At 65.1% G+C, this 25,051-nt stretch carries 24 protein-coding genes; 10 read left to right on the top strand and 14 right to left on the bottom strand.

What is annotated here, in order from left to right; translation table 11 throughout:
• Positions 1-43: 43 nt before the first annotated feature.
• Entirely contained in the window at positions 44-442 is a 399-nt protein-coding gene (locus RPB_RS12620) for a PaaI family thioesterase (protein WP_041798708.1), read from the bottom strand.
• Positions 443-565: 123 nt separating this feature from the next.
• On the bottom strand, positions 566-1,846 hold the full coding sequence (locus tag RPB_RS12615) for an ArgE/DapE family deacylase (RefSeq protein WP_011441396.1): 1,281 nt from the start codon (positions 1,844-1,846) through the stop codon (positions 566-568).
• 130 nt (positions 1,847-1,976) lie between these two features.
• Here RPB_RS12615 and RPB_RS12610 point away from each other — a divergent pair, with 130 nt between their 5' ends.
• Complete coding sequence (locus RPB_RS12610) at positions 1,977-2,240, top strand: DUF6719 family protein (RefSeq protein WP_011441395.1); 264 nt, start codon at positions 1,977-1,979, stop codon at positions 2,238-2,240.
• Positions 2,241-2,282: 42 nt separating this feature from the next.
• On the opposite strand, the gene RPB_RS12605 is transcribed toward RPB_RS12610, so the two are convergent.
• Positions 2,283-2,675 (bottom strand): hypothetical protein, encoded by a 393-nt coding sequence (locus RPB_RS12605; RefSeq protein WP_011441394.1) that lies wholly within the window; start codon positions 2,673-2,675, stop codon positions 2,283-2,285.
• 13 nt (positions 2,676-2,688) lie between these two features.
• Positions 2,689-2,874 (bottom strand): hypothetical protein, encoded by a 186-nt coding sequence (locus RPB_RS24150; RefSeq protein WP_080507778.1) that lies wholly within the window; start codon positions 2,872-2,874, stop codon positions 2,689-2,691.
• A gap of 568 nt (positions 2,875-3,442) precedes the next feature.
• Between RPB_RS24150 and RPB_RS12600 the strand changes: the two genes are divergently transcribed.
• Complete coding sequence (locus tag RPB_RS12600; protein WP_011441393.1) at positions 3,443-3,682, top strand: hypothetical protein; 240 nt, start codon at positions 3,443-3,445, stop codon at positions 3,680-3,682.
• A gap of 97 nt (positions 3,683-3,779) precedes the next feature.
• Here the strand turns inward: RPB_RS12600 and RPB_RS12595 are convergent, their stop codons facing one another.
• Positions 3,780-4,328: a CreA family protein gene (locus RPB_RS12595; RefSeq protein WP_011441392.1), complete on the bottom strand. Its 549-nt coding sequence runs from the start codon at positions 4,326-4,328 to the stop codon at positions 3,780-3,782.
• Positions 4,329-4,560: 232 nt separating this feature from the next.
• Here RPB_RS12595 and RPB_RS12590 point away from each other — a divergent pair, with 232 nt between their 5' ends.
• The 3 genes from RPB_RS12590 (at position 4,561) to RPB_RS12580 (ending at position 8,002) form a co-directional block, all read left to right on the top strand.
• On the top strand, positions 4,561-6,237 hold the full coding sequence (locus RPB_RS12590) for a L,D-transpeptidase (RefSeq protein WP_157038820.1): 1,677 nt from the start codon (positions 4,561-4,563) through the stop codon (positions 6,235-6,237).
• Positions 6,238-6,459: 222 nt separating this feature from the next.
• Positions 6,460-7,395 (top strand): polysaccharide deacetylase family protein, encoded by a 936-nt coding sequence (locus RPB_RS12585; RefSeq protein WP_011441390.1) that lies wholly within the window; start codon positions 6,460-6,462, stop codon positions 7,393-7,395.
• A 37-nt stretch (positions 7,396-7,432) separates the two neighbouring features.
• Entirely contained in the window at positions 7,433-8,002 is a 570-nt protein-coding gene (locus tag RPB_RS12580; protein WP_011441389.1) for a dihydrofolate reductase, read from the top strand.
• On the opposite strand, the gene RPB_RS12575 is transcribed toward RPB_RS12580, so the two are convergent.
• From RPB_RS12575 to aspS, 3 genes are all read right to left on the bottom strand, one after another.
• Positions 7,999-8,448 carry a DoxX family protein gene (locus RPB_RS12575; protein ID WP_011441388.1) on the bottom strand — a complete coding sequence of 150 codons (450 nt, stop codon included), beginning with the start codon at positions 8,446-8,448 and terminating at the stop codon, positions 7,999-8,001. The genes RPB_RS12580 and RPB_RS12575 overlap by 4 nt on opposite strands.
• Positions 8,449-8,614: 166 nt before the next feature.
• On the bottom strand, positions 8,615-10,924 hold the full coding sequence (locus RPB_RS12570; RefSeq protein WP_011441387.1) for an NADP-dependent malic enzyme: 2,310 nt from the start codon (positions 10,922-10,924) through the stop codon (positions 8,615-8,617).
• A gap of 50 nt (positions 10,925-10,974) precedes the next feature.
• Positions 10,975-12,747, bottom strand: a complete 1,773-nt coding sequence (gene aspS, locus RPB_RS12565) for an aspartate--tRNA ligase (protein ID WP_011441386.1) — start codon at positions 12,745-12,747, stop codon at positions 10,975-10,977.
• A 250-nt stretch (positions 12,748-12,997) separates the two neighbouring features.
• On the opposite strand from aspS, the gene RPB_RS12560 reads away from it, so the two are divergent.
• The gene (locus RPB_RS12560) at positions 12,998-14,476 is read left to right on the top strand and encodes a protein adenylyltransferase SelO (RefSeq protein WP_011441385.1); all 1,479 of its coding nucleotides are present in this window, start codon (positions 12,998-13,000) and stop codon (positions 14,474-14,476) included.
• A 109-nt stretch (positions 14,477-14,585) separates the two neighbouring features.
• Positions 14,586-15,734, top strand: a complete 1,149-nt coding sequence (gene rnd / locus RPB_RS12555; protein ID WP_011441384.1) for a ribonuclease D — start codon at positions 14,586-14,588, stop codon at positions 15,732-15,734.
• A gap of 3 nt (positions 15,735-15,737) precedes the next feature.
• Here the strand turns inward: rnd and ppx are convergent, their stop codons facing one another.
• From ppx to RPB_RS12535, 4 genes are all read right to left on the bottom strand, one after another.
• A complete protein-coding gene (gene ppx, locus RPB_RS12550; protein ID WP_011441383.1) occupies positions 15,738-17,243 on the bottom strand; it encodes an exopolyphosphatase in 1,506 nt (501 codons plus the stop codon).
• Positions 17,244-17,255: 12 nt separating this feature from the next.
• A complete protein-coding gene (locus tag RPB_RS12545; protein WP_011441382.1) occupies positions 17,256-19,457 on the bottom strand; it encodes an RNA degradosome polyphosphate kinase in 2,202 nt (733 codons plus the stop codon).
• Positions 19,458-19,607: 150 nt separating this feature from the next.
• Positions 19,608-20,285 carry a DnaA ATPase domain-containing protein gene (locus tag RPB_RS12540; protein ID WP_011441381.1) on the bottom strand — a complete coding sequence of 226 codons (678 nt, stop codon included), beginning with the start codon at positions 20,283-20,285 and terminating at the stop codon, positions 19,608-19,610.
• A 46-nt stretch (positions 20,286-20,331) separates the two neighbouring features.
• Positions 20,332-20,877: a CDP-alcohol phosphatidyltransferase family protein gene (locus RPB_RS12535; RefSeq protein ID WP_041798228.1), complete on the bottom strand. Its 546-nt coding sequence runs from the start codon at positions 20,875-20,877 to the stop codon at positions 20,332-20,334.
• 266 nt (positions 20,878-21,143) lie between these two features.
• Between RPB_RS12535 and purM the strand changes: the two genes are divergently transcribed.
• Together purM and purN are read left to right on the top strand one after the other, a co-directional pair.
• Entirely contained in the window at positions 21,144-22,217 is a 1,074-nt protein-coding gene (purM, locus tag RPB_RS12530) for a phosphoribosylformylglycinamidine cyclo-ligase (RefSeq protein ID WP_011441379.1), read from the top strand.
• Between the two features lie 4 nt (positions 22,218-22,221).
• Positions 22,222-22,878 (top strand): phosphoribosylglycinamide formyltransferase, encoded by a 657-nt coding sequence (gene purN, locus RPB_RS12525; protein ID WP_011441378.1) that lies wholly within the window; start codon positions 22,222-22,224, stop codon positions 22,876-22,878.
• Between the two features lie 19 nt (positions 22,879-22,897).
• Here the strand turns inward: purN and RPB_RS12520 are convergent, their stop codons facing one another.
• Positions 22,898-23,101, bottom strand: a complete 204-nt coding sequence (locus RPB_RS12520; RefSeq protein ID WP_011441377.1) for a cold-shock protein — start codon at positions 23,099-23,101, stop codon at positions 22,898-22,900.
• 552 nt (positions 23,102-23,653) lie between these two features.
• Here RPB_RS12520 and RPB_RS12515 point away from each other — a divergent pair.
• Positions 23,654-24,454 (top strand): Crp/Fnr family transcriptional regulator, encoded by an 801-nt coding sequence (locus RPB_RS12515; protein ID WP_011441376.1) that lies wholly within the window; start codon positions 23,654-23,656, stop codon positions 24,452-24,454.
• A 149-nt stretch (positions 24,455-24,603) separates the two neighbouring features.
• Here RPB_RS12515 and ndk read toward each other — a convergent pair whose 3' ends face one another.
• Positions 24,604-25,026 (bottom strand): nucleoside-diphosphate kinase, encoded by a 423-nt coding sequence (gene ndk / locus RPB_RS12510; RefSeq protein WP_011441375.1) that lies wholly within the window; start codon positions 25,024-25,026, stop codon positions 24,604-24,606.
• Positions 25,027-25,051: the final 25 nt, after the last annotated feature.

Raw genomic sequence — 25,051 nt, 5'->3', positions numbered from 1 at the left:
ACTCCCGGGTTTCTACGGAACCGGAAATCCCCTTATAGAGGTATTATAAGACCATTTGCGTTTGGGTGACCATGGCGACGAGACGCCCGTCTTCGGTCTCGATTCGGGTCTGCCAGACTTGAGTCCGCCGGCCCCGGTGCACCGGCGTCGCCGTGGCGCGCACGGTGGTTCCGGCCTTCGCCGCAGCGATGAAATTGGTCTTGCTCTCCAACGTGGTGGTGCCCTTGGCGTCAGCCGGCAGATTGACGAAGGTCGCCGCCGCGCCGACCGTATCCGCCAGCGCCATCACCGCCCCGCCGTGAATCGCATCGCCGAGCGTGCACAGATCCGGCCGCACCAGCATGGTTGCGACCACGCGGTCCGGTGTGGCCTCGGCAAAGACGATGCCCATCGAGGCCGCAAACGGCAGCGGGCGCGAATTGATCAGGTCGAGCGGCGTCATCATCCCTCCCCGGCCCGCAGTCTCGCCCCAAGGCGGCGCGGGCTCTGTTTTGGTCCACATTGAGCTTGCCGCGGCAGGATGCATGGCGTCCCGCCGCAGGCAATAACCTGTCAGGTCATGGCGCTAGGCCGGCTCGACCCCGCACCATTCGGCGATGAACAAGGCGGTCGCCTTGGTCGATTGGCGTAGCGATTCCAGATCGACATATTCGTTGAAGCCGTGCATCGCCGCGCCGCTGGCGCCGAAGCACAGGCTCGGAATGTCGTAGTTCAGCCCGTAGAACCGCGTATCGGTCAGCGCCGTGAACACCAGATCCGGCGTCGCGCCGCCATAGACCGCGTCGTAAGCCTTGCCGAACGCGGCCTCCGGCTCTGCGGAGTTGGTGAGCTCGTAGCCCTCCGACAGAAAGCCCGACCACTCCACCTGCGGCGGATTGTTCGACAGGAAGCGATGATCGCGCGCCGCCGCCGCGACGCAGGCGAGGATCTCGGCCTGATGATCGGCGACCGACCAGCCCGGAAGAACCGCGATGCGGCAGTCGACGTCGCACCAGGCCGGCACGCTGGACGCCCAGTCGCCGCCCTTGATGATGCCGGGGTTGAAGTTGATCGGATGCACGACGCTTTTGAAGTGAGGATCGCTCACGGCGCGCTTGTTCCAATCCTCCTCGAGCTTCTCGAGCGCGTGGATCAGATGATAGGCCGCGGTGATGGCGTTGGAGCCGGAGCCGGCTTCGAACACGTGCACGGGAAAACCACGCACCTTCAGGCGAAACCAGATCACGCCGACCTGCGAACGCACCATCTTTCCATCGGTCGGCTCGGGAATGAAGCAGCAATCGGCGCGGTAGCCCCGCTGCAGCGTCGACAACGCGCCGACGCCGGTGCTCTCCTCCTCGATCACCGACTGGAAGTGAATCCGCCCGGTCGGCGTCAGCCCCGCGGCCTTGATTGCGTCGAGCGCATACAGCGCGCCGATCGTGCCCGACTTCATGTCGCAGGCGCCGCGGCCGTACATCCGGCCGTCCTTGACCACCGGCGAGAACGGCGGCGTCGCCCACATCTCCAGCGGCCCGGCCGGCACGACGTCGCAATGCCCCTGCAGGATCAGCGAGCGGCCCTGATTGTTCGCAGGGCGATGGGTGCCGACCACGGTGCGCGCTTTGGAGAAATCATGCTCGATCGGACCGAAGCCGCGCAGGTCCTTGAGGTCGTCGACCTCGATATGCCAGTCGTCGACCTCGTAGCCGCGTTGCCGCAACAGATCGGCGATCATGTCCTGGCAGGGACCCTCGGCACCCCGCGTGCTCGGGATCGCGACGAAATCGCGCGTGGTGGCCAGTTGTGCGTCGAAGCCGGCATCGACAGCATCGAGAATTCTGCGGTGAAGGTCGGACACGCTCATGCGGCGGCTGCTCCATTGTTGTTGATTGCTCCGGCGGCCGCGATCAAACCACAGATCGCCGGAATTTGCAGACAGTTTGGCCGGGCGTTCGAATCAAGCCATCGTTGCGCTCGACGCATGAGGAGAGCCGATGTCCGACGTTTGCGAAGTCCGCCCGTTCTGTTTCGCCATGATGCTGGGCGCCGCCGCGCTCCTGATGCCGGCGAGCCCCGCAGCCGCGCAGCAGCAGGTGTCGCATGAGCGAGACATCATCGATTTGCGGCTCGGCCAGAAGATTCAGGTCGATGACGGATCGTGCCCGAACGGGCAGATCAAGGAGGTCACGGGCGCCACGCTGACGACGTCGGGCGTGACCCGGACGCGCAAATGCGTGCAGCGGTTTCAGCGGCGCTAGAGCTTTTGCGGGCTCGCAGGATTCGGCCGCAGCGATCGCCGGCTAATCGGCCGGATCGAACATGCATTGCAGCGCCGGCTTCGCGATCAGCGTGAAGGTCGCGCTGATCTGCGACTGCTTGGCCGGCGGCACCCATTCGCTCTGGATCGTCGGCACGCCGCTTTCGCGCATGCCGCGCAGCAACGCCTCGCGCAGATCGCTGTCCGGCACCGCCGCGGCCGCGTGATCGTGCAGACAGCCGCAGACCGCGGCGGGATGCGTCCAGCGTCCGGCCATATGAGCGGTGCATTGCCGAATGAAATCGACCCGGGGATCCTGCGCATTCAACAGCGAGCGGGCCTGCGCTTTCGCGCCGGTGCCTGCCAGCAGTGAGGCGCCGAGCACGACGGCGGCGATGCCGCAGACCAGCGGCAACCGGCCGGTACGAATATCCATCACGCCGGCGATCTCACTTGGCCGCAACGCGCATGGGCGCCGCCGCTGGCGCCCCCGGTGAGCCGGCAGCGGTCGAACCGTCGCAGCAACCGATATAGGCGAACGCCCCGACGCCCGGCACGCCACCTTCCGAAGAGCCCGCGACCGACGGTCCGGCCACCACGAAGGCAAAAACAAGGATCAGGCTCAGGGTTCGCATGGAAATTCTCCGGACCGGACGTCGGCGGCAATCGGCGCCATCTGTTGGCAGCTTGATAACCAAACGCGGTTTCCGGACGTCTGCGTTGGCACATAAAATGGTTTCGTCGCCGGCCGAATTGTTTCGTCGCGGGCGATGCGACGAAACATAGCGGGCGGATGTTGGCTCGGCCGCGAGTTCCCGCCGCGGTGTGCCGTCCCGGCCTGTTCAGCCGCAAAGCCGGCCGCCGACATCAAATTGTCATACGCAGCGATTAGTGCGTAGCGCGCTAGGCGAGCGTCTCGATGCCGCAACGGTTGGCGCCGGCGGCGGCTTGTCCGACGTGCAGATTGTATTAAACTTGTTTTCATCGGGCACTTGGTACGAACAGCGCCGGACGTTACAGAAGCGCTGACAGCGTGTCGAAGCACTCATTGTGCCGACCACACGACGACTGCCCGGCCGACGACCCTCACGCGCATGCGCGGGTCGAGGCGACTGACCCCGAACATCAACGCATCGACGCCCGTCGGCGGAACGCAACAATTCCGGGCGCTGCGCGTTTCATAGAGTTAGTGGAGGAGCGCAAATGAAAAACAATGCGCGCATACCGAATGTGATTTCGGCCGACGAGCAGCCCGCGGCCGGTCGTCTCGCCGCGGCCGTCCCCGGGATCCGGAGCGCCGGATCATCGGCCGGCGAAATGGCCTTGCAGAACCTGTTCGGTCACCCGGCGACGCAGTCGATCCCGCAGGGACTGGTGCGGCTGGTCGGCTATCGCGACCCGCGTCCGGCGACGAACCGCCCGCGACCGACGCAGACCCGATAGCCCACCCGCGGGCCCTCTGCACCCATCCGACCGGGCGGACCGACAGCATCTGCCGCTCCGCCCGTGAATGACTGCGATGACTTGAAGAACCAACCGATTACTTGAAGAAGTCGCCGCACTTCTGAACGTCGGGATCCGCGGCGCCCCACGGCATGATCGGCACCGACGAGGTCGAGTTCTTCGGCGAGCCCTCGATCAGCCGGTCCGAGTAGACCATGTACACCAGCACGTTGCGCTTGGTGTCGCAGCCGCGAACGATCTGCATCTTCTTGAAGAACATTGAGCGCCGCCGGCTGAACATGTCGTCGCCCTGGTCGAGCTTCTCCTTGAATCGGATCGGGCCGATTTGCCTACACGCCAGCGAGATGTCGGAAACTTCGTCGGCGAGGCCGAGCCAGCCCTTGAAACCGCCGCGCTCCGGCACGGTGAAGTGACAGGCGACGCCCTGGATCTCCGGGTCGTCGATGCCGTAGGTCGCCAGCTTGTCGTTGGGGCTGAGCAGCTTGAACACCGTCGAGCGGCGGAAGATCAGATCGGGATCTTGCGCGGCGCTGACCGGCGCGGTGGCCGAAATGGTCACGGCCAGCGCGGCCAGGGCCGCGCAGGTCAGACGGGTCAGGAACGACGTGGAGTGGCGAAGTCTCATCGGAATCTCCGTAAGCAGGCTGCCAGCCATGTGGGGGGCGAGACACAGTTGTGAAAGATGCTGGCGCCCTACGACTCTCGTTTAACCTCCTGTGAAGCTTTTTTGTTAGGCTTTGAATCGATTGTGCGGAGATTCCGCTCCAATGCGGGTGAACGAGTTTCGCGGTTGCGACACTCATCTGAGATCAATCAAAAGATTCGAGGACCACCGCGTGCGCCTGGAACAACCGACGATGCCGCGCGCAAGCGCTCCGCGAACCGGACCGATTTTCAAAGCCGCATGGCGCGCCGGGATTCTGACGGCGGCGGGCGTCTTCGCACTGTCCTCCGAGGCTCATGCCGCGAACTGGTGGTGGCCCGAGAACGACGACGCGGTCTACATCCCGGCGCAGCCGGCGCCCAAGCGGTATCAACGGAAGCAGCCGCATCTCGATACGCGGCAGCAGAAGCTGATCGAGAAGCCGACCGCCAAGCCGCAGGGGCCGCTGGTGATCGCGGTGTCGATCGAGCAGCAAAAGATGCGCGTCTACGACGCCAACGGCTTCTTCGCCGAGGCGCCGATCTCCACCGGGATGCGCGGCCACGCCACGCCGATGGGCGTGTTCAGCGTCATCCAGAAAAACAAATGGCACCGCTCCAACATCTACAGCGGCGCGCCGATGCCCTACATGCAGCGCCTGACATGGTCGGGCATCGCGCTCCATGCCGGCGTGGTGCCGGGCTACCCGGCTTCGCATGGCTGCATCCGGATGCCGACATCGTTTGCGACGAAGATGTGGGGCTGGACCCGGATGGGGGCCCGCGTGATCGTCACGCCCGGCGACATCACGCCGACCCACTTCACCCACCCATTGCTGACAGCCAAACGGCCCGCGCCGGCGGACGCGCCGATGGCCTCCGATCCGCAGAAGCCGGGCACGGCGCCGAAATCCGACAAGGCCGCGACGGCCGAACCGGCCGCCGCCCCCGCCGCCGGACTGCATCCGGAACTGCGTGCCGGCATCCTGGGCGACGCCCCCCGCCCGCCGGTCCAGACCGCCGACGCCAGCGCGGCGGACCCTGGCGCCGCGCTCGTGCTGTCCGACTCGCCGGCGCGAGAAAACGCCTCGGCAGAGCCAGCCCCCGCGACGAGCCCGGCCGACGCCCACGCCGAAGCGACAGTCGACTCGATCGCCAAGGACGAGGCCGCCGAGCCCACCGCCGCCGTTGCCAAGGACATCGCCGAAGCGACCGAAGCCCGGCCGGACGACCTCGATCCCGCGACCACCGCCACCGTCGTCATCGCTCCCGGATCCCCTCCCCAAGCGACCGAAAAAGCGCCTTCTTCCAATGAGAAGGCGCCATCCGTTGAGTCCGCGGACAAGCTCGACGGCAAGCCGGATGCCGCCAGCCAGAGCAGCGCCCCGGGCAAGGATCAGTCGCGCCCGGGCGATCCGGCTGCGCCGCCGGCGGCAGAATTGCCGGCAGCCAAGCGCGGCGGCGGCCAGATTGCGATGTTCGTCAGCGCCAAGGACCAGAAGCTCTACGTCCGTCAGAACATGACACCGTTGTTCGACGTTCCGGTGGTGATCGCGGCAGGCGAGCGGCCGCTGGGGACGCATGTGTTTACCGCCGAGCTGGCGAAGGATGACGGCGTTCGCTGGACGGTGGTGTCGCTGCCGGCACCGCAACGGGTCAATGATGCGGGCAATTCCCGCCGATCCAAGAAGACCTTGCCGACACCTGTGAAAGCATCGGTGGAAACAGAAGGCCCCGCCGCAGCGCTCGATCGCCTGACAATTCCCGCCGAAGCCATGGCGCGGATCGCCGACGCGATCACCACCGGAACATCGTTCATCGTCTCCGATCAGGGCATCACTGCGAGCGGCGAAACCGGCCGGGGGACCGATTTCATCATCAGCCTGCGGTAGCTTCGTCCTTCGCCTTCTGCGGCCGCGCGTCCGCCCGATCGGTCGGCCAAGGCTGTGACCGCCGTGCGCCTCCAGGCGTTCGAATCTGCGGGCAACTCGACGCGGGGGCCGAATAACCATTGCCCGGAGCGGTTTTCTGCCTCTAGCTTGACGGCAAAATGCGGAGATTCTGCCGTGTCGGCCATGTGCGCTGGCGGCAGATGACGGCGGAAGGGCACTGACATGCGGATAGCAACGGGTCTCCTGGTAGCGAGCGCGATTTCATTGGCTGCGATCGGAGGAGCCTGGTCGCAGGCCGCGCCGAAGACCACGGGTGCAACGCCGCAGCCGGCACCGCCGCAGGCCGCGCCGGCGCCTGCCCCCGCCAAACAGGCCTGCGCCAATCCCGACGCGATCGGCGTCGGTCGCGTGGTCGAGATCGACACCACGGGCGGCCCGGGATTCGGATTCGAGCACTTCAAGCAGCTCGACTTCCTGCGCGACAAGGAAGTCGTGCTCACCTTCGACGACGGTCCTTGGCCCAGCAACACCCCGGCGGTGTTGAAGGCGCTGGCCGATCACTGCACCAAGGCGATCTTCTTCCCGATCGGCAAGCACGCCACCTATTACCCGGAGATCCTCAAGCAGGTCGCCGCGGCCGGGCACACCATCGGCGCGCACACCTGGTCGCACGCCAACCTCTCGAACAAGAAGCTGACCGAGGATCAGCGCAAGGACGAGATCGAGAAGGGCTTCGCAGCCGTGAAATGGGCGCTCGGCAGTTCGCCGTCGCCGTTCTTCCGCTTCCCGGCGCTGCAACACCCGCCGGAAATGGTCACCTATCTCGGCACCCGCAACGTCTCGATGTTCTCCTGCGATCTGGACTCGTTCGACTTCAAGGCACGCAAGCCGCAGCAGGTCGTCGACACCGTGATGACGAAGGTCGACAAGCTCGGCAAGGGCATCATCCTGATGCACGACTTCCAGAAGAGCACCGCCGAGGCGCTGCCCGAATTGCTGCGGCGGCTGAAGCAAGGCGGCTACAAGGTCGTGCAGATGAAAGCCAAGGCGCCGGTGGTGACGATGGCGAAATACGAAGAGGAACTGGCCAAGAGCAACGCCCTGCCGACCGTCAGCACCCGGCCGGTGAGCTCCGTCGTGCAGACCATCTCCGAGTGATCGGATACCGCTTGCGCCGTTATATTCCGGAGGCCCGATGACGGGCGCGCCGGCGATGCGGATCGAAGGATTCGTGATCGTCTCCGCCGATGGCCATCTCGCGGACGCGTCCGGCGTGATGCCGGATACGCTGAAATTCGCCGGCGACCAGCGCTTCTTTTCGGAGGCGCTCGATCGCGCCGCGCTGATCGTGCATGGCCGCAACTCGTTCGAGGACCAGCCGAACTCGCCGCGGCGCAAGCGGCTGCTGGTGACGCGACAGGTTGCAGGCCTGGCGCCGGACCAATCCAATCCCAACGCCGTCCACTGGAATCCCGCCGGCGCGTCGTTCGAACAGGCCTGCGCGCACGCCGGCGTCTCCTCCGGCATGGTCGCCGTGATCGGCGGCCCGGACGTGTTTGCGATGTTCTTCGATCGCTACCACACATTCTGGCTGTCGGAAGCGCCGCGGGTTCGGCTGCCCGGCGGCGAGCCGTGCTTTCCCGGCGTCCCTGCCCGGACGCCGCAACAGCTTCTCGCCGCCCATGGGCTTATGCCAGTCGATCGGATCGTGCTCGACGCCGATCATGACGTCGGCGTCACAGCATGGCGGCGAGCCGTCGTCTAAACGTCGTGATGGGCCGTCTCGGCGCGCGGCCCCCGGCCGATCCCGGCGATGATCAACAGGCCGCCGATCAGCGACAGGTTCTTCAGCGCGTGGATCATGTTGTTCTGCGCATCGGCGCCGGTCTGGTTCCAGAAGTCGTGGTAGTAATAGATCGTCACTGCAACGAACAGGCTCAGGACCAGCGAGAAGAACCGCGCGCCGAAATTCAGCGCGATCATCAGACCGCAGACCAATTCGGTGACGCCGGCCGCGATCGCCAGCATCTGTGCGAACGGCATGCCTCCGGCGAGATTTTCGAGCTGTGAAGTGTAGGTCGCCAGCATTTCGGGGATGGCGATCTTCTGCGTCATCGCGGTGGTCGCAGCGATGTCGAGCAGCTTGTTGGCTCCGGAGAAGATGAACAGCACCGAGAACAGGAAGCGCCCGAGAGCGATGAAGGCATGCATTGTCGACCCCACTGGCAACGGCGAAAGCGGCGCAAACGCGCCGCAACTATGAGGGGTCGACTGACGGTTTTCAAACGATCAAATGATCGCGCGAAATGTTACGCACCACGGCGAAGCCGATTCAGGATCGAGGGGTCCGTTCGCGCCGGCCCGCCGGCCGATCCACTTAGCCGAACAGCGTGCGCTGACTCCGCCCTGCCCGCTCCTGCGCCTCGACGACGGCCACCGCTGTCATATTGAGGATGCCGCGCGCCGTCACCGAGGGCGTCAGGATGTGCGCCGGCCGCGCCGGTCCGATCAGGATCGGGCCCACCGGCAAGGCGTCGCCCAGCACCTTGATCATCTGGTAGGCGACGTTGGCGGTATCGAGATTCGGCATGATCAGCACGTTGGCGCCGCCCTCGAGCCGGGAATGCGGCAGGATCAGTTCGCGCGCGGTCTGCGACAGCGCGGTGTCGCCCTGCATCTCGCCGTCGGCCTCGATCTCCGGATGGCGCTCGGCGAGGATCGCCGTGGCGCGCCGCATCTTCATCGACGATTCGGTCGGATAGCTGCCGAAATCCGAATGCGACAGGAACGCGATCCGCGGCTTGATATTGAAGCGCTGGACGTGGACCGCGGCGAGCGCGGCCACCTCGGCCAGTTCCTCGGCGGTCGGATTGGGCCGCACCTGGGTATCGGCGATGAAGATCGCGCCCTTGCTGGTGATCAGCAGCGCCAGCGCCGCGTAGTCCGAGACGCCCGGCAAGGAACCAATCACGTCGCGGACATGACGCAGATGATTCATGTAACGGCCGTCGAGGCCGCAGATCATCGCGTCCGCCTCGCCGCGCGCCACCGCCAGCGCGGCGATCACGGTCGAATTGGTGCGCACCACCGTGCGGGCCGCCGCCGGCGTCACGCCGGCGCGACCGGCAATGTCGATATAGGACTGCACGTAGGAGCGGTAACGCGGATCGTCCTGCGGATTGACCAGGTCGAAATCCACGCCGGGCTTGATCGACAGGCCGGACCGCTTGATCCGCGCCTCGACCACCGAGGGCCGCCCGACCAGAATGGGCCGCGCCAGCTTTTCCTCGAGGATCACCTGCACGGCGTGCAGCACGCGCTCGTCCTCGCCTTCGGCATAGATCACCCGCACCGGCTGCGCCTTGGCCTTGGCGAACAGCGGCTTCATCACCAGGCCGGAGCGGAACGCGAAGCGCTCGAGCTGGGCGTAGTAATCGTCGAACGAGGTGATCGGCCGGGTCGCGACGCCGGAATCCATCGCCGCCATCGCCACCGCGGGCGCGATGCGCAGGATCAGCCGCGGATCGAATGGACTGGGGATCAGCGAACCTTCGCCGAAGCCCAGCACTTCGTCGGTGTCGAGGCTGCCCGCCACCGGATCGGCCGGCGGATCGCGCGCGAGCTGGGCGATCGCATCGACCGCGGCGATCTTCATCTCCTCGTTGATCGCGGTGGCGCCGACATCGAGCGCGCCACGGAAGATGTAGGGAAAGCACAGGACGTTGTTGACCTGGTTCGGGAAGTCGGAGCGTCCGGTGCAGATCAACGCGTCGGGCCGCACGCGGCGGACTTCGTCCGGCATGATCTCCGGCGTCGGATTGGCGAGCGCCATCACCAGCGGCTTGTCGGCCATCTGCATGACCATCTCGGGTGTCAGCACTTTCGGGCCAGACAGGCCGAGAAACACGTCGGCGCCGCCGATCACGTCGGCGAGCTTCCGCTTGTCGGTCTTCTGCGCGTAGACCGCCTTCCAGCGATCCATCAGCACGGTGCGGCCTTCGTACACCAGGCCTTCGAGATCGCAGACCCAGATGTTCTTGCGCTGCGCGCCGAGCGACACGAGAAGATTGAGACAGGCCAGCGCCGCGGCGCCGGCGCCGGCGGTGACGATCTTGACCTCGCTGAGCTCCTTGCCCTTCAGCAGCAGCGCATTCTTGACCGCCGCGCCGACGATGATCGCAGTGCCGTGCTGATCGTCGTGAAACACCGGGATCTTCATGCGCTCCTTGAGCTGCGCCTCGATCTCGAAGCACTCCGGTCCCTTGATGTCCTCGAGATTAATGCCGCCGAAGGTCGGCTCCAGCGCCGCCACCGTCTCGACCACGCGCTCGACCGTGTCGGCCGCGATCTCGATGTCGAACACGTTGATGTCGGCGAACTTCTTGAACAGGACCGCCTTGCCCTCCATCACCGGCTTGGAGGCGAGCGGACCGATATTGCCGAGACCGAGCACCGCGGTGCCGTTGGTGACCACGGCGACCAGATTGCCGCGCACCGTGAGCGACGCGGCCTGGGCCGGATCGGCCGCGATCGCGTTGCAGGCGGCGGCGACGCCCGGTGTGTAGGCGAGCGCGAGGTCGCGCTGGTTGGCCAGCGGCTTCGACGCATGCACTTCGAGTTTGCCGGGCCGCGGCAGCCGGTGATAGGCCAGCGCCGCAGCTTGCAGGTCTTCGGAATTGGACGCCATGAATTCTCCCGGCAGCTTCGTCGGCATGTGGATCGTCGACTCGGCCGTGTTCAGCTTTCCGGCAGATTGAGACGGATGTGCAACTCACGCAACTGCTTCGGCGCCACCTGAGACGGCGCGCCCATCAGCAGGTCCTCCGCGCGCTGGTTCATCGGGAAGAGCGAGATCTCGCGCAGGTTGTTGGTGCCGCACAGCAGCATCACGATGCGGTCGACGCCGGCCGCCATGCCGCCATGCGGCGGCGCGCCGTATTGGAAGGCGCGATACATGCCGCCGAAGCGGTCGATCACTTCCTGCTCGCCGTAGCCGGCGATCTCGAAGGCCTTCACCATCGCCTCGGGGCGATGGTTGCGGATGCCGCCCGACGCAATCTCGTAGCCGTTGCAGGTGATGTCGTATTGGAACGCCTTGATGGTCAGCGGATCCTGCGACGTCAGCGCATCCATGCCACCCTGCGGCATCGAGAACGGGTTGTGCGAGAAGTCGACCTTCTTGTCGTCCTCGTTGTACTCGTACATCGGGAAGTCGACCACCCAGGCGAGCGCGAACTGATCCTTGTCGATCAGGTTGAGCTCCTCGCCGACCTTGGTGCGCGCGAGGCCAGCGAACTTCACGAACTTCGCCGGATCACCGGCGACGAAGAACGCGGCGTCGCCAGCCTTCAGGCCGAGCGCCACGCGGATCGCCTCGGTGCGCTCGGGACCGATGTTGTTGGCCAAGGGTCCCGCGCCCTCATTGCCTTCGCGCCACATGATGTAGCCGAGCCCGGGTTGGCCCTCGCCCTGCGCCCACGAGTTCATGCGATCGCAGAACGCGCGGCTGCCGCCGCCCGGACCGGGGATCGCCCAGACCTGGTTGCGCTCCTCTTCGAGCATCCGCGCGAACACCTTGAAGCCGGAGCCGCGGAAATGCTCGGAGACGTCCTGCATCTCGAGCGGATTGCGTAGGTCCGGCTTGTCGGTGCCGTACTTCCGTAGGCTTTCGAAATAAGGAATCCGCGGCCACGACTTTGTCACAGGTTTGCCTTTGGCAAAATCCTCGAACACGCCGGTAATCACGGGCTCCATGGCGGCGAAAACGTCGTCCTGGGTGACGAAGCTCATCTCGACATCGAGCTGATAGAATTCGCCCGGCAGCCGGTCAGCGCGCGGATCTTCATCGCGGAAACACGGCGCGATCTGGAAGTAGCGATCGAAGCCGGACATCATCAGGAGCTGCTTGTACTGCTGCGGCGCCTGCGGCAGCGCGTAGAACTTGCCCGGATGAATCCGGCTCGGCACCAGGAAGTCGCGCGCGCCTTCGGGCGACGACGCCGTCAGGATCGGCGTCTGGAATTCGAAGAAGCCCTGCTCCTTCATCCGCTTGCGCATCGCGTCGACGATCGCGCCGCGGGTCATGATGTTCTGATGCAGCTTCTCGCGTCGCAGGTCGAGAAACCGGTACCGCAGGCGCACATCTTCGGGATAGTCCTGCTCGCCGAACACCGGCAGCGGCAATTCGCCGGCCGGGCCGAGCACTTCGATCTCGGTGATGAAGATCTCGACCTTGCCGGTCGGCAGATCGTCATTGTCGGTGCCTTCGGGGCGACGGCGGACGCGGCCATCGATCCGCACCACCCATTCCGCGCGCAGTTTCTCGGCATCCTTGAACGCCGGCGAATCCGGATCGGCAACGCATTGCGTGAGCCCGTAATGGTCGCGCAGATCGATGAACAGAAGGCCGCCATGGTCGCGGATGCGATGGCACCAGCCGGACACGCGGACGGTCTGGTCGATGTCGCTGTCGCGGAGCGCGCCGCAAGTATGGGTTCGGTAACGGTGCATGGAAATCCCGGGGAAAGCCGTCTCAAAGCAGAATCGAAGCGTCCGCAGCCTTGCGGAGAGCGTCAGGGTTTACCCGAGCGGACCCATCGCGGCAACCAAATGCGGCCACCTCCCGGCTGCGGTTTCGGGTCGAGGCGGCCCGGCCGCCACCGCTGCTGGCAAACGCGTGCAGGAAGCTTGCAGAAGCTGTTGATCCGGGCCGCTTTCGGGCTGATTGTCAGAGTGGCAAACCGTTCCTATCTGGTGCCGGATGACAGTCCATTTCCCGTTCGACAACAGCTATGCCGCACTGCCGGAAAACTTCTTCGCGCGGGTGGCTCCAACGCCGGTCGCCGCCCCGCGGCTGATCAAGCTCAACCGCCCTCTGGCGCAGCGGCTCGGTCTCGATCCGGACAGGCTCGACAGTCCCGAAGGCGCCGAGATCCTCGCCGGGACCCGCGTCCCGGAAGGCGCGGCCTCGATCGCGATGGCCTATGCCGGGCACCAGTTCGGAAATTTCGTGCCCCAACTCGGCGATGGCCGCGCCATCCTGCTCGGTGAAGTGATCGACCGCGACGGCGTCCGCCGCGACATCCAGCTCAAAGGCTCCGGCCGGACGCCATTCTCGCGGATGGGCGATGGCCGCGCCGCACTCGGGCCGGTGCTCCGCGAATACATCGTCAGCGAGGCGATGGCTGCACTCGGCGTCCCGACCACCCGCTCGCTGGCCGCGGTGCTGACGGGGGAGCGGGTTCTGCGCGATCCGATCCAGCCGGGCGCCGTACTGACCCGGATTGCGTCGAGCCACATTCGGGTCGGCACCTTCCAGTTCTTCGCCTCCCGCGGCGACCGCGACGCCGTCCGGGCGCTGGCCGACCACGTCATTGCCCGGCATTATCCGGAAGCGGCAGAGGCGGATTCGCCCTACCTGGCGTTGCTGGAGGGCGTGATCGCCAGGCAGGCCGACCTGATCGCACGGTGGATGATGATCGGCTTCATCCACGGCGTGATGAACACCGACAATACCTCGATCGCCGGCGAAACCATCGACTACGGCCCCTGCGCCTACATGGACACGTTCGACCCCAAGACGGTGTTTTCGTCGATCGACCATATGGGCCGCTACGCCTTCGGCAATCAGCCGCCGATCGCACTTTGGAACCTGACCCGGCTCGCGGAGTGCCTGGTTCCCCTGCTGTCCGACGATGACGACAAGGGCGTGGAGATCGCCCAGCGCGCGCTGGGCGGCTTCGCCGACCGCTTCAATGCCGCCTATCTGGCAGGACTGGCGGCCAAGCTCGGCTTGGCGACGACGCAACCGGAGGATACGCAGCTCGCGCAGGATTTTCTGGCCGCGATGGCGAAGGGCCGCGCCGACTTCACCCTCGCCTTCCGCAGGCTGAGCGACGCCGCGATCGACCCGGTCGACCTCGGTGCGGTACGGGCGCTGTTCGACGATCCAACCGCCTTCGACGAGTGGGCGCCACGTTGGCGAAGCCGGATTTCACTCGAAGAGCAAAATAATACCGCTCGACAAACCGAAATGCGGGAGGTCAATCCGATCTATATCCCGCGCAATCACCGCGTCGAGGCGGTCATTCGAGCCGCGGTCGACCACGACGACTTCGCTCCGTTTGAGGAAATCCTGGCGGTGCTCAGCAACCCCTTCCGGGAACAAGCGAAATTCGCCCGCTATGCGGAGCCGCCGCAGCTCCATGAAAGGGTTCTCGAAACCTTCTGCGGAACTTGATCGCCGCACGGCGAGCGTGTCTAGTGGTCCGGAGTCGACGGCTTTCTGGGCAGACGGCGCTTTGCCGCTTGTTGCCTATGCCACCATTTCCGGAACGTGACAGAGTTTGATGGACCTGATTTCGACCACTGAGCAGCTCGCCAGCGCCTGCACCCGCCTCGCCAGCCACCCCGTCATCACGGTCGATACCGAGTTTCTGCGCGAGACCACCTACTACCCTCTGCTCTGCGTCGTGCAGATGGCAAGCCGGGATGAGGCGGTTGTCGTCGATACGCTGGCACCCGGGATCGACCTGAAGCCGTTCTTCGACCTGATGGCCAACGAGAACGTCCTCAAGGTCTTCCACGCCGCCCGCCAGGACATCGAAATCGTCTGGCACCGCGCCGGCATCGTCCCACACCCGATCTTCGACACCCAGGTCGCGGCCATGGTGCTCGGCTATGGCGACAGCATCGCCTACGACCAGCTCGTCGAGCGCATCACCGGCCACCGTCCGGACAAGACTCACCGCTTCACCGACTGGTCGCGCCGCCCGCTGACCGACGAGCAGCTGCACTATGCCGTCTCCGACGTCACCCATCTGCGCGACGTCTTCGCCGCACTGGATGCGGACCTGAAACAGCGGGGCCGCAGCGATTGGGTCAGCGAGGAGATGGAAGTTCTGACCTCGCCGAAAACTTACGACTTCCATCCCGAAAGTGCCTGGGAGCGGCTGAAGACCCGCGTGCGCAAGCCGAAAGAGCTCGCGGTGCTGATGGAGGTGGCGGCCTGGCGCGAGCAGGAAGCGCAAACCCGCGACGTGCCGCGCTCGCGCGTGTTGAAGGACGACGCGCTCGGCGACATCGCAACCCACGCGCCGACCTCACTCGAGCGGCTCGCCAATCTGCGCTCGCTGCCGAAGGGGTTCGACCGCTCGAAATGGGGTTCCGAGATCGTGGCCGCGGTCCAGCGCGGTCTGGCGCGAGATCCGCAGACGCTGCCCAAGATCGACAAGCCGCGGAATAATTCCAACGGCGGCGCCATCGTCGAACTGCTCAAAGTATTGCTGCGCATGACGTCCGAGCGCCACGCCGTCGCCGCCAAAGTGATCGCCACCGTCGACGATCTCGAGCAGATCGCCTGCGACGACAAGGCCGAAGTCGGGGCGCTGCGGGGGTGGCGACGCGAATTGTTCGGCGAAGCGGCGCTGGCGCTCAAGCACGGCCAGCTCGCGCTCGCGATCGAGAAGGGCCGCGTGATCCACGTCGACCGCGGCTGAGCGCTATCGCCTGACGATCGTCCCCGAGCGCCCGACCATACGGCCGAGCTGCTTGAAGCGGCTGCCGACTCGATCGGCGACCAGGTCGACCAGCCTGTGCTCGAACACCAGCATCAGTTTGCGTTCGCTGGTCCGGAAATGCGTCGCCGGCAACACGCCCGGCCGCGCCGCACTGATCAGATGCGCGACCCGGAAAGCGGCGCCGAGCAGGCGCGCGCGCTCGTCCATCGCCTGCGTCACCAGCTCGCGCACAGCAGCTGGCGGCTCGTTCTGCTCGCTGAATCCCGCGTAGCGATAGAACACCGAGAGCGCCATGAAGGCGCGCTCCTGATGGGTCACGTCGCCGAAATTGCCGTTGGTGATCAACGCCAGCGTCTGCTCGCCGCGATGGTCGGGATGCACACGCCAGCCGACATCGGACATCAGGCAGGCGGCACGGCGGAGACGTCGATCGATTTCGGTCTCGCGCACCTTTGCGACCCGGAACAGCCGGTCGGTCCATTCGATGAGTTCTTCGGCGTGGCGCGCCGAGCGCGACAACAACAGGTTGAGGTTCTGCGCGGAGCAGATCAGGCCGTCCTTGGCGCGCTCCGCGGCAGGCAATTGCTCGTAAAGCAGTCCCTCACGAACACCGTAGGTCGAGAACACGATGGTCTTCGGCTTCGCGGCTTCGATGACGTATTCGAGCACCAGCGCCGCGTAAGCCAACAGCGGCCGCCGCGCATCAGCGACGAGGTCGAGATCGGCCAGTTGATTGGTCGAGGCCAGCACACGCAGCCGCTTGGCGAACCTCAGCGCTTCCGCGGCCGGGATCGCGTAACCATGCATCACCTTGAGCGCGTAGCCGCTCTGCGCGATGTGAATCCGCGCCAAAGCGCGCCAGGTCCCCCCGACTGCGTAGAACGTCCGCCCGCTCGCCGCCTTCAGCGGGAGGGCACCCGCGAGAGCGTCTTTCGCGATCCGTTCGGCCCGCTTCAGGGATTTCTGCGAGGCATCCTGAAGCGCCAGACTCCCGAGCGGCAAGGTTACGCCCTTGCGAACCAGGTTGCCGCGAACATCGATCAGTTCCAGCGATCCGCCGCCGAGATCGCCGACGATGCCGTTCGGCTTGTGAACCCCGGCGATGACGCCGAGTGCCGACAGCTTGGCCTCGCGCGGCCCCGACAGGATTTCGATCGTGACACCGCAGATCCGCTCTGCGGCTGCGATGAAATCGGGACCGTTGCTGGCGTCGCGGCACGCTGCCGTGGCAATGGCGTAGACTCGGCCGACGCGCATCACCCGAATCAACGCGCGGAACCGACGTAGCGCGGTCAGCGCCTTGTCGACGGCATCGGTCGCCAACAGCCCCGTGCTCTGCACTTCACGCCCGAGCCCGCACAGCGCCTTTTCGTTGAAAACCGTGACCAGGCTGCGCGCGAGCGACTCGTAGACCACGAGACGCACGGAATTCGAGCCTATGTCGATCACTGCGACGCTGGTTTCGCGCCTGCGCGCCCGCTTCGTCACCGTGCAAAATCCTCAAGGCGACTGATGGCGCTCCGAACGGCGCGTGAGTCGTCGCGGCGAAGATTCTTTGAGCGACTTTCCACGGCCGGACAGACTCGGATTGGTCATGAAGTAGTTGTGCACGTTGAAGGGTTCTTCACCCTTCGCCGCCTTCATACGCGTCGATGACCCATCCGGCAACAACTGCCAGCTCTGCTCGGTATCCTTCAGGTTCGCGACCATGATCTGCTCCAGCACCTGCTGATGCACGGTCGGGTTGAGCAGCGGGCAAAGGATCTCCACGCGCCGATCGAGGTTGCGCGGCATCATATCGGCCGACGAGATGTAAACCGCCGCTTTGGCGCTGGGCAGGCCGTGGCCGTTTCCAAAGCAATAGACGCGGCCGTGCTCCAGGAACCGGCCGATGATCGATTTGACACGGATGTTCTCGGACAGGCCCGGCACACCGGGCCGCAGGCAGCAGATGCCGCGAACCACGAGTTCGACCGAGACGCCGGCGCGCGACGCCTCGTACAGCGCGTCGATGATGTCCGGATCGACCAGCGAGTTCATCTTCAGCCAGATCGCCGCCGGCTTGCCGTGGCGCGCGAAAGCCGTCTCGCCTCGGATGTGTTCGAGCATGCGCTTGCGCAGCGTGAGCGGCGACACCGCCATTTTTTCGATGTCGCTCGGCTCGGCATAGCCGGTGATGTAGTTGAAGACCCGTGCCGCGTCGCGGCCGATGATCGGATCGGAGGTGAAATACGACAGGTCGGTATAGATTCGCGCGGTGACCGGGTGATAGTTCCCTGTCCCGGTATGGACATAGGTGGTCAGGGTATTGCCTTCGCGACGCACCACCAGCGACAGCTTGGCGTGGGTCTTGAGCTCCAGGAAGCCGTAGACCACTTGGACACCAGCGCGTTCGAGGTCGCGCGCCCAGCGGATATTGGCCTCCTCATCGAACCGCGCCTTCAGTTCCACCAGCGCCGTGACCGACTTGCCGGCCTCCGCGGCTTCCGCCAACGCCCGGACGATCGGCGAGTTGTTCGAGGTCCGGTACAGCGTCTGCTTGATCGCAACGACATCCGGATCGCGGGTCGCCTGTTGCAGGAACTGCACCACCACGTCGAACGACTCGTAGGGATGATGGACGATCAGATCCTTCTTGCGGATCGCCGCGAAGATGTCGCCGCCATGGTCGCGCACACGCTCCGGATGGCGCGGCACGTACGGTGGAAATTCGAGGTCGGGGCGATCGACCCGTGTCAGTTGCGACAGTTCGTTCATCGCCAGCACGCCGTCGACGAGCAGCACTTCGTCGTCGGCGGTCGACAGCGCGCGCTGCACGAAGGCACGCAATTCTTCCGGCATCGTCGAATCGACTTCGAGCCGGATCACCGACCCCCGCCGCCGCCGCTTCAGCGCGGTCTCGAACAGCCGGACCAGATCTTCGGCCTCTTCCTCGATTTCGAGTTCGCTGTCGCGAATGACCCGGAAGGAGCCCTGCCCCTTCACGACATATCCCGGAAACAACCTCCCGATGAACAGCGACGTCGCCTGCTCCAGCGTCATCAGCCGGACGGACTGGTCCTTGCCGTTCGGCGGCAGCCGAATGAAGCGGTCGATTTTGCCCGGCATGCGGATCAGCGCGTTCATCGACTTGCCGTCCGACACCCGCGCGAGTTGCAGGCCGATGGTGAAACCGAGGCTCGGGATGAAGGGAAACGGATGCGCCGGATCGATCGCCAGCGGGGTCAGCAGCGGAAAAATGTTGTGGAGAAAATGATCCTCGATCCACGCCCGCTGCGACTTGGTGGCGTCGCGGCCGTCGAGCAGCACGATGCCGGCCTCGGTCAGAATCCCGCGCAGGTCACGCCAGATCGCCTGCTGGTCGCTCGCCAGGCGCGAGACCGCCTCGTTGATCAGCACCAATTGCTCGGCCGGCGTCAGCCCGTCCGGGCTGCGCTCGGTAATGCCTTCCCGGACCTGCGCCTTGATGCCGGCGACTCGCACCATGAAGAATTCGTCGAGGTTGTTGGCCGAAATCGACAAAAAACGGACGCGCTCGAGTACCGGATGGGAGGGATTGACCGCCTCCTCGAGCACCCGCCGATTGAAATGCAGCCACGACAATTCGCGGTTGATGAAGCGTTCCGGCCCGGCGGCAACCACGGACGCCGGCTCGGCTTCACCATTTTTCTCTTCGATGACAATGATTTGGTCGGAGTCCATGAGAGGTCGGTCCAGTGCGATGCGGGGTCGTCGTGCCGGAGGTGGCGGTGCGGCGAGACAATGCTGCACACGCAAGACGTTTCCATGACATTGAGGGACTTAGCGAAGATCGCGTCAAGCCGAGCCGGCCGGCAAGGATGCCGCAGGGGCTCAGTCGTTGCGCAGGACGTCCGCCGCCAGCGCTCGGGTCACTGGCCGGCCGAGACGCAGCGCCTCGGTGTCCAGCCGCTCCACCGTCTGACGCGCGGCAGCGAAAGACCGGTCGATTCTGTTGGCGAGATAGCCGACCAGATTGGCGTCGATGCTCATCTGGCGGTCGGCGCAGAATTTGACGATCAGCGCCCGAAACAATGCATCGTCGGGCGGCAGCAGGGTCACCACTGGCACCGCCCTCAGCCGGGACCGCAGATCGCGCAAGTCGGCTGGAAATGCCGCAGGGGCCAGCCGCGCGGTGATCAGAACATAGGCCTCGTCTTCACGTGCCAGATTGATCAGATGAAACAGCGCGCGCTCGTCGAAGCTGCCCGGCGTCAGGTCTTCCACCACCAGCGCGCCAGTGGCGAGCTCGCCGGGGACGTTCGCCGCGGTCAGCGCCTGAGCCGAGGTCGATCGCGCGCCGGCCTGCTCGGCCCAGATCGATGCCAGATGACTCTTGCCGCTGCCCTCCGGTCCGACCAGCAGCATGATGCGGTTCGGCCAGTCGGGCCAGCTTTCGATCAGCCTCAGCGCCGAGGAATTGGCCGTGCCTTCGAGGAAGTCCTCGCGCGACAGGCTTTCGGCGTGCGGCAGGTCCAGGGCCAGTTGACGGGGTTGTACGCGGACTACCACGGGGTCGCTCCATGCCGGCCCGCACTGCGCGGCCGGCCGACGCGTTTCAGTGGCCAGGCTCGATCGTGCTCATATGCCGCGTCCACTCCACGAGATAGAAGGAGACCGAAAGCAACGTCAAGAGCGTCACCAGAATCATCAAGACTAGGTCATAGGGCGCCGGCTCGAACCCGAAGCCGAGCGCACCGAGCACCAATGCGGCAAATCCGACCTGCGCCACCGTATTCAGTTTCGAGACCATCAACGGTTTCATCGGCACCGGCTTGCCGAACAGCCAGGAAATGATCACCGCTCCCACGATCATGATGTCGCGCGACACCACCAGAATCACCAGCCAGCGCGGGATCGCGCCCCAGATGCCGAGCGACACGTAGATCGACACCAATAGCGCCTTGTCGGCCAGCGGATCGAGCAACGCACCGAGCTCGCTGCTCATGTTGAAACGCTTGGCGAGAAAGCCGTCGATCGCGTCGCTGACGCCGGCGATCACGAAGACCGCGAACGCGACTGCCATTTCATTCGACGCAATGGCCCAGACGATGACCGGCACCAGCAGAATCCGGCCCAGGGTAATAATATTCGGAATGCTCACGCGACGTTCCCGGCTTCCAGCCCAGATCCGGCGAAACCATTCGACTTTCGACGGCGGGAGGGGCTGGTTGTCTACATAGTACATGCTGGGTCCCCTTGCGAGCCATTGCACGCCGGCGGAATCCGACGTAACCACCCCAAAACCATTGGTCGGACGCGGACAAGCGGGACTTAGGTCTAGCGCGATCGACGGGGGTTCATCGGCGGCGGCTCGATGCCGGGCGGCAATCGTTGCCGCGCAGCGCCTTTTTCTTGCGGGAGCCGGCCATGACCGAGCGGAAGCACGGCCTCACCTATGCCGATTCCGGCGTCGATATCGACGCCGGCAATCGCCTCGTCGACCTGATCAAGCCGATGGTCCGGGCCACCGCCCGGGCCGGCGCGGACTCCGAAATCGGCGGCTTCGGCGGACTGTTCGACTTGAAGGCCGCGGGCTTCAAGGACCCGGTGCTGGTGGCGGCGACCGACGGCGTCGGAACCAAGATCAAGGTCGCGATCGAGGCCGGGGTGCACGCCGGGATCGGTATCGACCTGGTCGCGATGTCGGTCAATGATCTGGTCGTCCAGGGCGCCGAGCCGCTGTTCTTTCTCGACTATTTCGCGTGCGGCAAACTCGATCCCGAGGCCGTGGCCGAAATCGTCGCAGGCGTCGCCGAAGGCTGCCGCGAGTCTGGCTGTGCGCTGATCGGCGGCGAGACCGCGGAAATGCCGGGCCTCTACAAGGACGGCGACTATGATCTCGCCGGCTTCGCGGTCGGCGCGGCGGAACGCGGCACGCTGCTGCCCTCCCCCGACATCACCGCCGGCGACGCGGTGATCGGGCTGGCCTCATCCGGGGTGCATTCGAACGGGTTTTCGCTGGTCCGCAAGATCGTCGAAAAATCCGGCCTGCCCTACGACGCCAAGGCGCCGTTCTCGCCGGTGATGACGCTCGGCGGAGCGCTGCTGACGCCGACCCGGCTCTACGTGAAATCCTGTCTGCAGGCGATCCGCACCACCGGCGCGATCAAGGGGCTGGCGCATATCACCGGTGGCGGTTTCACCGACAACATCCCGCGGGTGCTGCCGAAGCATCTCGGCGTCGGCATCGACCTGCCGCGGCTGCCGGTGCTGCCGGTGTTCAAATGGCTGGCCGAACAAGGCGACATCGCCGAACTCGAACTGCTGCGCACCTTCAATTGCGGCATCGGCATGATCGCGATCGTCAAGGCGGACGCCGTCGACGCCGTCACCGAGGCGCTGACCGCGGGCGGCGAGAGCGTGCATCTGCTCGGCGAAGTGATCGCGGCGAAGGGCGAACATCGCGTCGTCTACGACGGTCACCTCGACCTGTCCTGGTGATCGCGTGAGCAAGCGTCGTGTCGCCATCCTGATTTCCGGGCGCGGGTCGAACATGGCCGCGCTGATCGAAGCCGCGGCCGAAGACGGCTTCCCTGCCGACATTGCGGTCGTGATCGCCAACACCGCGAGCGCCGGCGGCCTTGCGATCGCTCAACGCAGCGGGATTGAAACGCTGGTGATCGAAAGCAAGCCGTTCGGCAAGGATCGCGCCGGCTTCGAAGCCGTGTTGCAGGCGGCGCTTGACGCACGCGGCATCGAGCTGATCTGCCTCGGCGGCTTCATGCGGCTGTTCACGGCGGATTTCGTCAATCATTGGTACGGCCGGATGCTCAACATTCATCCGTCGCTGCTGCCGTCCTTCCCGGGCCTCGATCCGCACGGTCAGGCCCTGCGCGCCGGCGTGAAGATTTCCGGCGCCACCGTGCATTTCGTCATCGCGGAAACCGACGCCGGACCGATCGTGATTCAAGGCGCGGTGCCGGTGCACGACGACGACACCGCCGACACGCTGGCCGACCGCGTCCTGGCGATCGAGCACCGGATCTATCCGAGAGCCCTGCAGATGGTGGCATCCGGCCAAACGCGATTCGAGGGCGATCTGTGCAGATCGACCTCGAGTGGCCCGCATGATCAGGCGCTGATCGTACCGTCGGAGAACTGATCGAGACGATCGAACCTGCTCACGTGAGCTTGAGGTTCTCCGCCGAGGTCTTGCCGCGATTTTCGACCAGATCGTATTCGATCGCCTGGTTTTCATTCAGAGTGCTGAGACCGGCGCGCTCGACCGCCGAGATATGGACGAAGACGTCCTTGTCGCCGCTGGTAGGACGGATGAAACCATAACCCTTGGTCGGGTTGAACCACTTGACGGTGCCCTTTTGCATCGCCTGTCTCCTGTCTAGACACAAAAAAGACGTGGCGCGCTATCCGCGTGCCACGCCACAAACGGCGATCCCGTAAGCGCTGCCTGCTGCAAGACTTGATATCCGAGGTGATATTCAAGCCCCGACTGCAAAGCCCTGATTTTCGAGTCGCGAAACATAAAGCCGAACGGCCCACATTCGATTGCGGGTCAATTGCAACATGATTTTTCCGGGTTAGCAAGCCTTGCGAGTGCCGCAGATATAAGCGCCGCATAGTTGCGCCGGGCCGCTCTTCATTGTGGCAGCCGCCCCGCGCGATCTGGCAGCGCCACCAATGGCGCGCTTCCAACGGTTCCGAGCTGATTGCTGGTCGCGTTTGGTGGCGAGGCGGCGACATCGAAACGCCCTCCCGCGCGGCTCTGCACGGCTCACATCTCGGCGCGTGCGACAATATTGAACACCCGGCAAGATGTTCATGCGGACCACACTTGACTAGTGTTGCCCTGAATCGGCCACGGCCGGTTCCCTTCGCAACCTGACAAACACCCCGCGTGCGAGGAGATCATCCTGATCGTGTCCAGCGACATCAACAACAACCATTGCCCTTCGACGGTGAAGAACCGCGTTCTTGCGCAGCTGTCACCCGAGGATTTTCAGGCCCTCAAGCCGATGCTGCGGCCGGTCGAATTCAAGGGACGCGCTGTGCTGCAGGAGGCCAACCGGCCGGTCGAGTGCATTCACTTCATTGAAGACGGTCTCGTTTCGCACGTTTCCGGAAGCCGCACCGACTACGTCGAGACCGCAATGGTCGGCGTGTTCGGATATGTCGGAGTTCCCTTGGTCCTCGGAGCGTCGGTTGCGTCACAGCGCTCGATCGTATCCATGCCGGGAACCGCGCTGCGGATCGAGGCCGAGGATCTCGCGCGCGTGATCGCCAGCCGGCCGCAGATCCGCGAGCAGTTGTTGCGCTACGTCCCCGCGCTGATCGCTCAGAACACTCAGAGCGTGCTGTGCGCCGCCCGCCACGAGATCAATCAGCGTCTGGCGCGATGGCTGCTGCTGGCCAACGATCGCATCCAGAGTGACGTGCTGTACATCACTCATGAATTGTTGGCCGCCAGCCTCGGCGTCCGCCGCGCAAGTATCACCAATGCGCTGCTGCAGTTCGAGACCGAAGGCATCGTGCAGAAGACCCGCGGTGCGGTGCGCGTGATCGATCGGCCAGGGCTCGAAAACCGCGCCTGCGATTGCTACCACATCGTGCGTGACGCCTATGCGTGGACGCAGATCACGCATGACGGCCACGATCACGCCAAGGGTTCCGACGCGTGCTCCCATGGGCACGACGGCGGCGTCATCGCGGGCACGGCTTGAGGCTCCGTCCCGCACCGACCAGGTGCGGAGACGCCCTCCGGAACAGGGACGGCACAGCGAGGACGGGTCCCCCGCTCAGCAAGGCCGACCCGATTGCCACGACCGCGGCCGCCCGATCAGCGGTCCGCGGACGTGGTGTGGTGCGGGGCTCAGCCGACGATTTCGTTGCCGGCGAAGAACTGCGCGATCTCGATGGCAGCGGTCTCCGGCGCATCCGAACCGTGCACCGAGTTTTCGCCGATCGATTTGGCATGCAGCTTGCGGATGGTGCCGTCCGCGGCCTTCGACGGATCGGTCGCGCCCATCACGTCGCGATACTTCGCAATCGCCCCCTCGCCTTCGAGCACCTGCACGACGACCGGGCCCGAGGTCATGAAGTCGACCAGTTCGCCGAAGAACGGGCGTTCCTTGTGGACCGCATAGAAGGTCTCGGCCTGGCCGCGGGTCATGTGAATCCGCTTCTGCGCCACGATGCGCAGGCCGGCCTTCTCGATCAGGGCATTGATCGCGCCGGTGATGTTGCGCTCGGTCGCATCGGGCTTGAGGATCGAGAAAGTTCGTTGAACAGCCATGGAAATGTCCTTGAAACGCTTGGGG

Source organism: Rhodopseudomonas palustris HaA2 (genome assembly GCF_000013365.1).
Taxonomy (GTDB): Bacteria; Pseudomonadota; Alphaproteobacteria; order Rhizobiales; family Xanthobacteraceae; genus Rhodopseudomonas; species Rhodopseudomonas palustris_J.
This window is presented reverse-complemented; position numbering and strand designations above follow the sequence as displayed.

Bases quoted from the DNA above. Each gene is read 5' to 3' on its own strand.
- RPB_RS12610 (WP_011441395.1), top strand. From the start codon at position 1,977: ATGTCCGACGTTTGCGAAGTCCGCCCGTTCTGTTTCGCCATGATGCTG.
- RPB_RS12585 (WP_011441390.1), top strand. From the start codon at position 6,460: ATGCGGATAGCAACGGGTCTCCTGGTAGCGAGCGCGATTTCATTGGCT.
- RPB_RS12580 (WP_011441389.1), top strand. From the start codon at position 7,433: ATGACGGGCGCGCCGGCGATGCGGATCGAAGGATTCGTGATCGTCTCC.
- RPB_RS12570 (WP_011441387.1), bottom strand. From the start codon at position 10,924: ATGGCGTCCAATTCCGAAGACCTGCAAGCTGCGGCGCTGGCCTATCAC.
- RPB_RS12620 (WP_041798708.1), bottom strand. From the start codon at position 442: ATGACGCCGCTCGACCTGATCAATTCGCGCCCGCTGCCGTTTGCGGCC.
- rnd (WP_011441384.1), top strand. From the start codon at position 14,586: ATGGACCTGATTTCGACCACTGAGCAGCTCGCCAGCGCCTGCACCCGC.
- RPB_RS12605 (WP_011441394.1), bottom strand. From the start codon at position 2,675: ATGGATATTCGTACCGGCCGGTTGCCGCTGGTCTGCGGCATCGCCGCC.
- RPB_RS12575 (WP_011441388.1), bottom strand. From the start codon at position 8,448: ATGCATGCCTTCATCGCTCTCGGGCGCTTCCTGTTCTCGGTGCTGTTC.
- RPB_RS12520 (WP_011441377.1), bottom strand. From the start codon at position 23,101: ATGCAAAAGGGCACCGTCAAGTGGTTCAACCCGACCAAGGGTTATGGT.
- RPB_RS12590 (WP_157038820.1), top strand. From the start codon at position 4,561: ATGCCGCGCGCAAGCGCTCCGCGAACCGGACCGATTTTCAAAGCCGCA.
- RPB_RS12560 (WP_011441385.1), top strand. From the start codon at position 12,998: ATGACAGTCCATTTCCCGTTCGACAACAGCTATGCCGCACTGCCGGAA.
- ndk (WP_011441375.1), bottom strand. From the start codon at position 25,026: ATGGCTGTTCAACGAACTTTCTCGATCCTCAAGCCCGATGCGACCGAG.
- RPB_RS12545 (WP_011441382.1), bottom strand. From the start codon at position 19,457: ATGGACTCCGACCAAATCATTGTCATCGAAGAGAAAAATGGTGAAGCC.
- RPB_RS12595 (WP_011441392.1), bottom strand. From the start codon at position 4,328: ATGAGACTTCGCCACTCCACGTCGTTCCTGACCCGTCTGACCTGCGCG.
- RPB_RS12600 (WP_011441393.1), top strand. From the start codon at position 3,443: ATGAAAAACAATGCGCGCATACCGAATGTGATTTCGGCCGACGAGCAG.
- aspS (WP_011441386.1), bottom strand. From the start codon at position 12,747: ATGCACCGTTACCGAACCCATACTTGCGGCGCGCTCCGCGACAGCGAC.
- RPB_RS12615 (WP_011441396.1), bottom strand. From the start codon at position 1,846: ATGAGCGTGTCCGACCTTCACCGCAGAATTCTCGATGCTGTCGATGCC.
- purM (WP_011441379.1), top strand. From the start codon at position 21,144: ATGACCGAGCGGAAGCACGGCCTCACCTATGCCGATTCCGGCGTCGAT.
- RPB_RS24150 (WP_080507778.1), bottom strand. From the start codon at position 2,874: ATGCGAACCCTGAGCCTGATCCTTGTTTTTGCCTTCGTGGTGGCCGGA.